Genomic DNA, 11,124 nt, shown 5'->3' on the forward strand with positions numbered 1-11,124 from the left:
CCGCTTCGTCTTTGCCCTGCCCCAGACGGACGGGCGCGTGTTCGCAGGGCTCACCGACGAACCCGTGGACGGCCCCGCGCCGCACGTCCCCGACGACCACCGCGAGCCCGGAACGACCCGCGGACCGCGCCGCGGCCTAGGGCCGGAAGGCCTTGCGGTGCTCCTCGACGCCGGCGCGCAGCTTCTCCAGCTGCTCGGCGACCCGGACCGGGGCGGTTCCGCCGCGCCCCGAGCGGGAGGCCAGCGATCCGCTGACGGTGAGGACCTCGCGCACCGCCGGCGTCAGGTGCGCGGAGATCGCGGCGAAGTCCTCGTCCGCCAGGTCGGGCAGGTCGATGCCGCGCTCCTCGCACACCCGCACGCAGGTGCCCGCGATCTCGTGCGCCTCGCGGAACGGCACCCGCTCGCGCACCAGCCACTCCGCGATGTCGGTGGCCAGGGAGAAGCCCTGCGGCGCCAGCTCGGCCATCCGGTCGGTGTGGAAGGTCAGGGTGGCGACCATGCCCGTCATCGCGGGCAGCAGCAGGTGGAGGGTGTCGACCGCGTCGAACACCGGCTCCTTGTCCTCCTGGAGGTCCCGGTTGTAGGCGAGCGGCAGGCCCTTGAGGGTGGTCAGCAGGCCGGTGAGGTCGCCGACGAGCCGGCCCGCCTTGCCGCGCGCGAGCTCGGCGACGTCGGGGTTCTTCTTCTGCGGCATGATCGACGAGCCGGTGGAGAAGGCGTCGTCCAGCGTGACGAAGGAGAACTCCTTCGTCGCCCACAGGATGACCTCCTCCGAGAGGCGGGACAGGTCGACGCCGATCATCGCGGTGACGAAGGCGAACTCGGCGACGACGTCGCGGGCGGCGGTGCCGTCGATCGAGTTCTCCACCGAGTCGGGGAACCCCAGCTCCTCGGCGACGGCGCGCGGGTCCAGGCCCAGGGACGAGCCCGCGAGCGCGCCGGAGCCGTAGGGGGACACCGCGGCGCGGCGGTCCCAGTCGCGCAGCCGCTCGATGTCGCGCAGCAGCGGCCAGGCGTGGGCCATCAGGTGGTGGGCGAGCAGGACCGGCTGGGCGTGCTGGAGGTGGGTGCGGCCGGGCATGGCCGCGCCGGGGTGGGCGCCGGCCTGGTCGGCCAGGGCCTGGACCAGGTCCAGCAGCTGGTCGGCGATCTCGCGGGCCTCCTCGCGCAGGTACATGCGCACGAGGGTGGCGATCTGGTCGTTGCGGGAGCGCCCGGCGCGCAGGCGGCCCCCGAGCTCGGCGCCGACCCGCTCGATGAAGCCGCGCTCCAGGGCGGTGTGCACGTCCTCGTCCTCCAGGACGGGCGTGAACTCCCCGGAGGCCACGTCGGCCTCCAACCTGTCCAGGCCGGCGATCATGCGGTCCAGCTCGTCCTCGTCGAGCAGGCCCGCGCGGTGCAGGGCCCGGGCGTGGGCACGCGAGCCGGCGATGTCGTGGCGTGCGAGCCGCCAGTCGAAGTGGGTGCTCAGCGACAGCCGTGCCAGGGCCTGGTCGGGGCCGCCCTCGAAGCGGCCTCCCCACAGGCGCAGCGCCTCGGGCTGGTCGGCCATGGTGGTCTCCTTGACGTGTGTGGGCGGGGTGCGGGGCCGGGGCCCCGCACCGCCGGGGTGTCTCCTGCCGGGACGCGCGGTCCCGTCCGCGCGGTCGCGGCTACGGTCTGCGGTCCGCCAGCCGCAGGAGGGCGGCGGCCAGCTCCTCGCCCCCCTGGGGGTCGCGGGAGATCACCATGATGGTGTCGTCCCCCGCGATGGTGCCCAGGATGGCGTGGAAGTCGGTGTGGTCGATGGCCGACGCCAGGTACTGCGCCGCACCGGGCGGGGTGCGGACGATCACCATGTTGGCGGAGGCCTCCGCCGAGACCAGCAGGTCCTCGGCCAGACGGGTGAGCCGCGCGCCGGAGACCTGTTCGAGGTCGAGGCTGTCGGGGCGGGTGCGCTGGAGGCGTTCGCCCCCCTCGCCGGGGAGCACGTACGCGAGGTGGCCCGCGGCCGTGCGGAGCTTGACCGCGCCCAGCTCGTCCAGGTCCCTGGACAGCGTGGCCTGGGTGACCTGGACCCCGGCCTCGGCGAGGCGCCGGGCCAGCTCGCCCTGGGACCGGACGTCCTCCCGGGTGAGGACGTCGGTGATCCGCGCGTGCCTGGCCGCCTTGGTCATCGGCGCGCTGCCGCCGATCTCCCCCGTCATCGCTGTTCGGGGCCGGGCGCGTCACTGGATTCGAGCAGGAAGGCGAGGAGCGCCTTCTGGGCGTGGCGGCGGTTCTCGGCCTCGTCCCACACGACGCTGCGGGGGCCGTCGATGACCTCGGCCGAGATCTCCTTGCCCCGGTAGGCGGGCAGGCAGTGCAGGACGATCGCCTCGGGTGCGGCGGCGGACAGCAGAGCGGTGTCGACGATGTAGGGGCGGAAGGGCGCCTCGCGGTCGCCCGCCTCGTCCTCCTGTCCCATGGAGACCCAGGTGTCGGTGGCCAGGACGTCGGCGCCGTCCGCGGCCTCCCGGGGGTCGGTCATGACCGCGACCGACCCGCCGGTCCGCTCCGCGATCCGGGCGGCACGGGCGAGCACCCCGGGATCGGGACGGTAGCCGTCGGGGGCGCCGACGCGGACGTGGAGTCCGGCGGTCGCGCCGCCCAGCAGGTAGGAGTGGGCCATGTTGTTGGCGCCGTCGCCGAGGTAGGCGAGGGTGAGCCCGGCCAGGCTCCCCTTGTGCTCGCGGATCGTCTGGAGGTCGGCGAGGATCTGGCAGGGGTGGAACTCGTCGGTGAGCGAGTTGACCACCGGGACGGAGATGTGGGCCGCCAGGGTCTCCAGGTCCTTCTGGGCGAAGGTGCGCCAGACGACGGCGGCGACCTGGCGCTCCAGGACCCGGGCGGTGTCCTCCAGGGGTTCGCCGCGGCCCATCTGGGTGCTGCCGGAGTCCAGGACGAGCGGGCTGCCGCCGAGGTCGGCGACGCCGACGCTGAAGGACAGGCGGGTCCGTGTGGACGGCTTGTCGAAGATCAGGGCGACGGTGCGCGGGCCGGCGAGCGGCCGGTGGCCGAAGCGGTCCTTCTTCATGTCGTCGGCGAGGTCGAGGACCCTGGCCTGCTCGTCCGGGGTCAGGTCGTCGTCGCGCAGGAAGTGGCGGGTCACTGCTGCTCCTTCGTCGCCGCGGCCTCCGCCGCGTCCAGGATGGTCGGCAGTGCCTCGATGAACACGCCGATCTGTTCGGGGGTGATGACCAGGGGCGGGGCGATCCGCACCGCGTCGGGGGCCACCGCGTTCACGAGGAACCCGCGGACGGCGGCCTGCTCCTGCACGTGCGCGGCGTGCGGGCCGGACAGCTCCAGCGCCCGCCACAGCCCGCTGCCGCGCTGTCCGGCGAGCAGGGGGTGGTCGATGCCGTCGAGCTGCTCGGCGAGCAGGTCGCCCATGACGGCGGTGTGGGCCAGCAGCCCCTCGTTCTCGATGGTGTCGATGACGGCGAGGGCGGCGGCGCAGGCGACGGGGTTCCCGCCGAAGGTGGAGCCGTGGTCGCCCTTGTGGAACGCGTCGGCGTGGTCGCCGAAGCCGACGCACGCGCCGATGGGCAGTCCGCCGCCCAGGCCCTTGGCGAGGGTGAGCACGTCGGGCCGCACGTCCTCGGCCTGGTGGGCGAACCACGCGCCGGTGCGGCCGATGCCGCTCTGGATCTCGTCCAGGACGAAGGCGGCGCCCGTGGCGTCGCAGATCTCGCGGACGCCGGCGAGGTAGCCCTCGGGCGCGGGGACGACCCCGGCCTCGCCCTGGGTGGGCTCGGTGAACACGGCGACGCAGGACTCGTCGACGGCGTCGCGGAGCGCGTCCAGGTCCCCGTGGGGGACGAAGCGCACGTCCATGCCGAACGGCCCGAAGGGCTCGCGGATGGAGTCCTTGCCGGTGAGGGCGAGGGAGCCGGAGGTGCGTCCGTGGAACCCGTGGGACGCGGCGACGAAGTAGTGGCGTCCGGGGCCGGCCGCGCGCTTGACCAGCTTGAGGGCGGCCTCGTTGGCCTCGGTGCCGGAGTTGGCGAAGAAGACCTTGGCGTCCCCGCCGAGCAGCCCCACGAGGCGCTCGGCGAGTTCGACCTCCCGCTCGTGGACGAACAGGTTGCTGGTGTGGGCGAGGGTCGCGGCCTGGTGCGCGACCGCCTTGACCATGGCGGGGTGGCCGTGTCCGAGGCTGGACACGGCGATCCCGGCGATGAGGTCGAGGTACTGGCGCCCGTCGGCGTCGTAGACCTCGCAGCCGCGGCCGAGGGTGAGGACCACGGGCGGGACGCCGTAGTTGGGCATGAGCGAGGCGGCGAAGCGCTCGCGCAGGGTGGAACTGCTGGTCACTGTGCGCCTCCTGCGTTCGTGACGGCGGTGGTGGTTGCGGTGTCGGCGGTGTGCCCCGGACGCGGGACGTGTCCGTTCCCGGTGAGCCCGGCCTCCAGCCTCTCGTCGGCGACCATGGTGCCGACGCCCTGGTCGGTGAAGACCTCCAGGAGAAGGGAGTGGGGCACGCGGCCGTCGATGATGTGGGCCTGGGGGACGCCGCCCTCGACGGCGTGCAGGCAGGCCTCCATCTTGGGGAGCATCCCCGACGAGAGGGAGGGCAGCAGCTCCCTGAGCTCCTCGACGGCGAGTCTGCTGATCAGCTCGGTGTTGGCCGGGAAGTCGGCGAACAAGCCCTCGACGTCGGTGAGCACGATGAGCTTGCTGGCGCCGAGCGCGACCGCGAGGGCGGACGCGGCGGTGTCGGCGTTGACGTTGTAGACGCCGCCGTCGTCCGCGCGGGCGACGCTGGAGACCACGGGGATGCGGCCGTCGGCGATGAGCGCCGCGACGGCACCGGGGTGGACCTCGGTGATCTCGCCGACGCGGCCGATGTCGACCGCCTCCCCGTCCACCTCGACGCTCTTGCGCTCGGCGACGAGGAGGTTGGCGTCCTCCCCCGACATGCCCACGGCGAAGGGTCCGTGCTGGTTGACGAGTCCCACGATCTCGCGGTTGACCTGGCCGGTGAGGACCATGCGGACGATGTCCATGGCCTCGTCGGTGGTGACGCGCAGTCCGGCGGTGAAGGTGGACTCGACCCCGGCCAGGGCCAGCTGTGCGCTGATCTGGGGGCCGCCGCCGTGGACCACGACGGGGCGCAGGCCCGCGTAGTACAGGAAGACGATGGACTCTGCGAAGCGGACCCGCAGCTCCTCGCTGATCATGGCGTTGCCGCCGTACTTGACCACGACCGTGCGGCCGTGGAAGCGGGAGAGCCAGGGCAGGGCCTCGATGAGGTGGGACGCCTTGTCGATGGCCTGGGCCTGGTCCGCTGTCGGATGTGCTGAGCGCGCGATCATGTCGGGTTCTCGTCGGTGTCGGGGGTGTCGGCGCCGACCTGGGCGGCCAGCTCTGCGAGCACCTCGGTGAGCAGTGCGGCGAGGGTGTCCTCGTCGGGAGTGGTGCCGCTGGCGCCGCTGGCCATGAGCAGCACCGTGTCGTTGGTGGCGGTCAGCGGGCCGAGGGTCTTGCCCGCGGCGTCGGCGAGCAGGCGTCCGCACTGCTCACCGGTGATGTCGGCGTCGGTCGTCAGGACGTACAGCCCGGTGGAGAGGGAGGCGTCGGGGCCCTTGGCCATGGCGCCGACGGTGTGGCCGTCGGCACGCCTGAAGGCGATCTTGACGACGGTGTCCGTGGTGCGCACGGCGTCGGCGGCGTGCAGCCCTCCGCTCCGGCCGGCCTCGGCCACGGCAGCGGTGAGGCCCGTCCGCACGGCGTCCAGGGGGAGGCGGGCGCCGACGGGCCCGGCCGAGCACAGGACGATCTCGGCGGCGGAGTCGCCGAGCAGGTTCGCGGTGTGCTCGGCCAGGGCGTGGGCGTCCTGGAATCCGAGGGGGCCCGTGCCCGCGTTGGCCCCGCCCGAGTTGAGGGCGGCGGCGCGCACGCGTCCGCCGGAGACGACCTGGCGGGTCCACAGGACCGGAGCCGCCGGGTCGGCCGAGCCGGTGAGGACGGCTCCCGCGGCTCGGGAGGGACCGTCGTTGATGACGACGGCGACGTCCCGGGCTCCGTCCGCCCTCACTCCGGAGACGACTCCGGCGGCGCGGAACCCGAGGGGTGCGGTGACGCTCACGGTGGTGTGGTCCTCGTCCTAGGGGGCGACCGCTGCGAGCGGCAGGCCGGCGGTCTCGGGCAGTCCGAGGGCGATGTTGGTGCTCTGGACGGCGCCGCCCGCGGTGCCCTTGGTGAGGTTGTCCAGGGCGGCGACCGCCACCATGCGGCCCGCCGCGGGGTCGACGGTGACCTGCACGAGGGTGGTGTTGGCGGCCAGCGTCATGGCGGTGCTGGGCCAGGTCCCCTCGGGGAGCAGGTGGACGAAGGGCTCGTCCGCGTAGGCGGTCTCGTAGGCGGCTCGGACCTGGTCGGCGGTGGTGCCGGGGCGCAGGGGCGCGGTGCAGGTGGCGAGGATCCCGCGGGGCAGCGGCGCGAGGACCGGGGTGAAGGAGAGCCGGACCGGCTCGCCGGTGACGGCGGTGAGGTTCTGGACGATCTCGGGGTTGTGCCGGTGGGCGCCGCCGACCCCGTAGGGGCTGAGCGCGCCCATGACCTCGCTGCCCACGAGGTTGGGCTTGGGCGCCTTGCCGGCGCCGGAGGTTCCGGTGACCGCGACGACGGTCAGGTCCGGCTCGACGAGCTGCTCGGCCAGTCCGGGGAACAGGCCCAGGGTGGCGACGGTGACGTGGCAGCCGGGAACGGCGACGCGGCGGGCCCCGGCGAGCCGGTCGCGCTGCCCGGGGAGCTCCGGGAGGCCGTAGGGCCAGGTGCCGGCGTGGGGGGTTCCGTAGAAGCGTTCCCACGCGGCGGCGTCCTCGAGGCGGAAGTCGGCTCCGCAGTCGACGACGAGGACGTCGTCGCCGAGCTGCTGCGCGATGTCGGCGGACTGGCCGTGCGGCAGCGCGAGATACACGATGTCGTGTCCGCTCAGCGCGTCGATGTCGGTGGGGGCCAGGACGCGGTCGGCCAGGGGCAGCAGGTGCGGCTGGTGTCGGATGAGCGGGGTCCCGGCGTTCTTGGCGGCGGTGACCGCGCCGATCTCGATCTCGGGGTGGCCGAGGAGCAGTCGGAGCAGCTCGCCCCCCGCGTAGCCGCTGGCCCCGGCGATCGCCGCGCTGTATCCCATGCCGCTCCCCCTCGTCTCGTCTGACTGGACTATCATGCATCCCACTGCAAATTTATGCAACCCAGTTCGGAGCGCCCCCCCGGGAGGAGGAGCGGGACCGGGGGGAAGGAACGGGACGCGGCACGGGGCCGCCGGGCGGCTCCGTGCGGTCTCAGCGGCGTGCGATGCGGGTGGCGATGCCCGCGAGGCGGGAGGTGTGCCCCTTGTCCTCGGTCCGGGACTCGCGGCGGTCCGCGGTGCGGTAGAGGCCGTGGACGACCCTCGTGCCCGCCCAGCGCAGGGGCTCGGGCTCCCAGCCCCGCACCTGGTGGCCGACCCACGGCAGGCGGGTCAGCTCCGTCCGGCGGCCCAGGACCAGGTCGCGCAGCGTGCGGCCGGCGAGGTTGGCCGCGGCCACCCCGCTGCCCGCGTATCCGCCGGCCCAGCCCAGGCCGGAGCCGGTGTCCATGTGCACGCTCGGGCACCAGTCGCGCGGGACCCCGAGCAGCCCGGACCAGGCGTGCTCGACGGGCACGTCGGCCACGTCGGGGAACATCCGGGTGAGTGCGCGCCACAGGTCGGCGATCTCCTGCGGCGGGGTGGAGCCGTCCTGGCCGGCTCCGGGGCGGTGCGGCACCCCGCGTCCGCCGATGGCGATGCGGTCGTCCGCCGTGCGCTGGGCGTAGACGTAGGCGTGGGCCGCGTCGCCCAGGACCTCGCGCCCCTCCCAGCCGATCTTCTCCCACAGTTCGGCGGGCACCGGCTCCGTGACGATCATCGAGGAGCGCATGGGGATCCACTCGCGGCGCTGACCGCGCAGGGCGGAGGTGAAGCCCTCGGTCGCGCGGACGACGTGGTCGGCGGTGACCGTGCCGTGGTCGGTGACGACCGCGGGGCGGGCCGCGCCCCGGCGGGGCCGGATCTCCTCGACCGCCGTGTCCTCGAAGATGTCGACGCCCAGGCCGGCCACCACCCGGGCCAGACCCGTGACCAGCTTGGCGGGGTGCACGCGCGCGGCGTGCGGGGAGTGGGCCGAGGCGACGGCCCCGGCCACGGACAGCCGCGGCTCGTGGTCGTGCGCGAGGAGGTGGATGTCGTCGGGCCAGTAGCCCCACTCCTGCAGGTACTCGATCTCGGCCGTCAGGCGCTCCTGCTGCGCCGCGTTCGTGGCGACCAGGCGCATGCCGCCGCGCACGAGGTCGGCGTCGACCCCCTCGGCCTCCGTGACGGAGACCACCTCGTTCACGGTCTCCATCATGACCCGCTGGAGGGCGATCATCGAGGACTTGCCGTGTGACTGCGCGTAGCGTTCGCGGGAACCGGAGAACTCCGCCGAGAGCCACCCTCCGTTACGACCCGAGGCGCCGAACCCTGCGAACTCACGTTCGACGACGGCCACCCGCAGATCCGGCTGCGCCTTCTTGAGGTAGTAGGCGGTCCACAGGCCCGTGTAACCGGCTCCGACCACGCAGACGTCGTAGTCGGCGGCCCCGGGGAGGGCCGGTCTGCGCTCGGGGAGCCCGATGTCCCGGAACCAGAAGGAAACGCCCCCGTTCGCGAATCGTGAGGACCGGGGAATCGGCCTCATCTGCGCCGCAGTGGTGAACGGTCTCATCATTCCCCCCGGAACCTTGCGTGCCCACGGCCCATCCCCGCGCGGGACCCACGAACTCCCGCCAACCTACACGGGAACGTCGATCCATGGGATGTTTCCCCTCCGCCCCGCGGACGCGCCCGCCCCGAGAGCGAAGCTTCGGTTACGCAGCGTTCCGACACGCGGTACTCATTCTCCACACGAGCTGTCACGGAGAGTGCGCGCGATGACGGCGAGCTGCCGGACCCCCTCGGCTCCCAGAGGTGCGAGCACGTGCTTGCGGAGCCTCTCGACGTGCCTGGTCCGCGCCCTGCCGATGAAGTCCAGCCCCTGCTCGGTGAGCGCGGCGTAGACGACCCGGCGGTCGGAGGAGCAGTTCTCCCTCATGAGGTAGCCCTCGCGCTCCAGCCGGTCGGCGAGCTTGGTGAAGCCGCCCGTGCTCAGGCTGACCTCGCGGGCCAGGCGGCTCATCGGCAGGCGGTGCCCGGGGGTGCGCTGGAGCCGGATCAGGACCTCGAACCACGGCCCCGCCATGTCCTTGCCGTCCGGGGTTATACCGCCCAGGAGCTTGGGCTCGACGACGTTCATCGCCTCGTGGACCAGGCCCCAGGCGGTGATGAGGTCGTCGTCGCCCGGCGTGTCGTCGCCCGCGCCCGCCGCGGCGTCGATCGGCTGTGTCGTCATGGCCCACTCCCTGTCCGTCCCGGGGCGGACGCCGATGCGCATCTCACCCTCAAGAAATATCTTCCCAGTAAACATTACTCGAAGTCTGAGATGTGGCACAGGTTTTTTTCCGCGGATACGCGTCACGCCCGGTACGTCGGCGCGACGTACCAGGCGTGGTGGTCGGGAACGGACCCCCTCGGGTGCGTCCCCCTCGTCTTCGACCGGGTCCCGCCGCACCCCCCGGATGGGGCGGGACCCGGTCCTCAGTGGCGGGCGGCCACCGCGTCCAGCGCGGCGGAGAGCGTGGAGACCAGGTGGTCGATCTGCTCCCAGGTGATGACCAGTGGCGGCGAGACCAGGAGCGACGTGGGGATCGCGCGCACGATGACACCCCGGGCCCGTGCCTCGGCGAACACCTCGGCCGTGGTGATCCCCCGGCCGCTCAGCGCCTCCTCCGTGAGTTCGACCGCACCCATCACGCCGACCCCGGAGCGCACCTCGGCCACCAGCGGGTGGGAGGCGAGCCCCTGCAGGGCGACGTCCAGGTGCCGCTCCACCTCCAGCGACACCGTGAAGAGGTCCTCGCGCTCCAGGATGTCCAGGTTGGCCATGGCCGCGGCACATGCCGTCGGGTGCCCGGCGTAGGTGGTCCCGTGCATGAACGCGTTGCCCTCGCCGTTGTAGAACGGGTCGGCCACGCGTCCGCCGACGACGATGCCGCCCAGGGGCAGGTAGCCGCTGGAGACGCCCTTGGCGAACACCACCATGTCCGGGCTCACCCCGAACCGCTCGATACCGAACCAGTTGCCCAGGCGGGCGAAGCCGCAGATGACGCTGTCGACGACGAACAGCACACCGTACTTGCGGCAGATCCGGGCGACCTCGGTGAAGTAGTCCTCCCGGGGCGGGTAGACGCCGCCCGAGCCGATCACCGGCTCCGCGAAGTAGGCCGCGACCCGCTCCGGCCCCACACGCAGGATCTCGGCCTCCAGCGCCGCCGCCGAGTCGTGCGGCACCACCGAGGTGTCCTCGACCACCCTGCCGTAGCCGTGGCGGAAGCGGTCCATGCCGGAGATGCTCGTCCCGAAGCCGTGCAGCCCGTGGTAGCCGCCGGTCCGGCTGATGAGATGCGTGCGCCCGGGCTGTCCCGTGACCGCCCAGTAGCGGCGGGCGAGCTTGGCGGCGGTCTCGATGGCCTCCCCGCCCCCGGAGGTGAGGATCACCCGGGGGTCGGCGACCGGCGCGTGGGCGGCCAGTCGCTCGCTGAGCTCCACGGCGGGGCCGTTGGAGAAGTCCCCGTAGACGGTGTAGGCGTCCAGGGTGCTGATCTGGCGGTGGACGGCGTCCGCGATCTCGGTGCGTCCGTGCCCGACGTTGCAGTACCAGAGGCTGGCCGTGCCGTCGAGGTACCGGTCCCCGGACGCGTCCCACAGCCACACGCCCTCGGCGCGGGCCACCATGAATTCGGGGCCCCTGGCCACGGTGTTCATGTCGCAGAACGTGTGCCAGAGACGGCTGGGCTCCCCGTGTTCCTTGGGAGTGAGCGCGGACGAGACAACCGTTTCGGTCATATGGCGACCTCCGAGCCGTGTCATGCGCAAGCGCGCAGCGGAAAACTCAGGTTGATCCGACCTGCACCGGGCGCCCGGGTGCGGCAGGTGCTTGCAGGCTAAGCTTGCGACCCACCTCACAGCAAGAGCCAAAACGAAGATTCATGCCCCGAAAC

General features: G+C 73.0%; 10 protein-coding genes. All 10 read right to left on the bottom strand.

Features of this window, described 5'->3' with window-relative positions; all coding sequences use genetic code 11:
* Positions 1 to 136 precede the first annotated feature (136 nt).
* Positions 137 to 1,555, bottom strand: coding sequence for an argininosuccinate lyase (gene argH / locus ABZ234_RS20590; RefSeq protein ID WP_355013138.1), 1,419 nt, complete (start codon positions 1,553 to 1,555; stop codon positions 137 to 139).
* Between the two features lie 100 nt (positions 1,556 to 1,655).
* Positions 1,656 to 2,189: an arginine repressor gene (locus tag ABZ234_RS20595; RefSeq protein WP_267948945.1), complete on the bottom strand. Its 534-nt coding sequence runs from the start codon at positions 2,187 to 2,189 to the stop codon at positions 1,656 to 1,658.
* Complete coding sequence (argF, locus tag ABZ234_RS20600; RefSeq protein ID WP_355013139.1) at positions 2,186 to 3,133, bottom strand: ornithine carbamoyltransferase; 948 nt, start codon at positions 3,131 to 3,133, stop codon at positions 2,186 to 2,188. The genes ABZ234_RS20595 and argF overlap by 4 nt, the downstream gene beginning before the upstream one ends.
* On the bottom strand, positions 3,130 to 4,338 hold the full coding sequence (locus ABZ234_RS20605) for an acetylornithine transaminase (protein WP_355013140.1): 1,209 nt from the start codon (positions 4,336 to 4,338) through the stop codon (positions 3,130 to 3,132). Before ABZ234_RS20605 ends, argF begins: the two co-directional genes overlap by 4 nt.
* Positions 4,335 to 5,339 (bottom strand): acetylglutamate kinase, encoded by a 1,005-nt coding sequence (argB, locus tag ABZ234_RS20610; RefSeq protein ID WP_267948942.1) that lies wholly within the window; start codon positions 5,337 to 5,339, stop codon positions 4,335 to 4,337. Before argB ends, ABZ234_RS20605 begins: the two co-directional genes overlap by 4 nt.
* Positions 5,336 to 6,112: a bifunctional ornithine acetyltransferase/N-acetylglutamate synthase gene (locus ABZ234_RS20615; protein ID WP_355013141.1), complete on the bottom strand. Its 777-nt coding sequence runs from the start codon at positions 6,110 to 6,112 to the stop codon at positions 5,336 to 5,338. Before ABZ234_RS20615 ends, argB begins: the two co-directional genes overlap by 4 nt.
* 18 nt (positions 6,113 to 6,130) lie before the next feature.
* On the bottom strand, positions 6,131 to 7,159 hold the full coding sequence (gene argC / locus ABZ234_RS20620) for an N-acetyl-gamma-glutamyl-phosphate reductase (protein ID WP_267950313.1): 1,029 nt from the start codon (positions 7,157 to 7,159) through the stop codon (positions 6,131 to 6,133).
* A gap of 151 nt (positions 7,160 to 7,310) precedes the next feature.
* Positions 7,311 to 8,726 (bottom strand): FAD-binding oxidoreductase, encoded by a 1,416-nt coding sequence (locus ABZ234_RS20625; protein WP_355013142.1) that lies wholly within the window; start codon positions 8,724 to 8,726, stop codon positions 7,311 to 7,313.
* Positions 8,727 to 8,921: 195 nt separating this feature from the next.
* Positions 8,922 to 9,416 carry a MarR family transcriptional regulator gene (locus ABZ234_RS20630; RefSeq protein WP_267948939.1) on the bottom strand — a complete coding sequence of 165 codons (495 nt, stop codon included), beginning with the start codon at positions 9,414 to 9,416 and terminating at the stop codon, positions 8,922 to 8,924.
* Positions 9,417 to 9,661: 245 nt separating this feature from the next.
* A complete protein-coding gene (locus ABZ234_RS20635) occupies positions 9,662 to 10,888 on the bottom strand; it encodes an aspartate aminotransferase family protein (protein ID WP_267950312.1) in 1,227 nt (408 codons plus the stop codon).
* Positions 10,889 to 11,124 lie beyond the last annotated feature (236 nt).

This window comes from Nocardiopsis sp. NPDC006198, assembly GCF_040613895.1.
GTDB lineage: Bacteria > Actinomycetota > Actinomycetes > Streptosporangiales > Streptosporangiaceae > Nocardiopsis > Nocardiopsis tropica.

Excerpts from the sequence above, each read along its gene's own strand:
- ABZ234_RS20595 (WP_267948945.1), bottom strand. The coding sequence starts at position 2,189 with ATGACGGGGGAGATCGGCGGCAGCGCGCCGATGACCAAGGCGGCCAGG.
- argC (WP_267950313.1), bottom strand. The coding sequence starts at position 7,159 with ATGGGATACAGCGCGGCGATCGCCGGGGCCAGCGGCTACGCGGGGGGC.
- ABZ234_RS20630 (WP_267948939.1), bottom strand. The coding sequence starts at position 9,416 with ATGACGACACAGCCGATCGACGCCGCGGCGGGCGCGGGCGACGACACG.
- ABZ234_RS20625 (WP_355013142.1), bottom strand. The coding sequence starts at position 8,726 with ATGAGGCCGATTCCCCGGTCCTCACGATTCGCGAACGGGGGCGTTTCC.
- argH (WP_355013138.1), bottom strand. The coding sequence starts at position 1,555 with ATGGCCGACCAGCCCGAGGCGCTGCGCCTGTGGGGAGGCCGCTTCGAG.
- ABZ234_RS20635 (WP_267950312.1), bottom strand. The coding sequence starts at position 10,888 with ATGAACACCGTGGCCAGGGGCCCCGAATTCATGGTGGCCCGCGCCGAG.
- argB (WP_267948942.1), bottom strand. The coding sequence starts at position 5,339 with ATGATCGCGCGCTCAGCACATCCGACAGCGGACCAGGCCCAGGCCATC.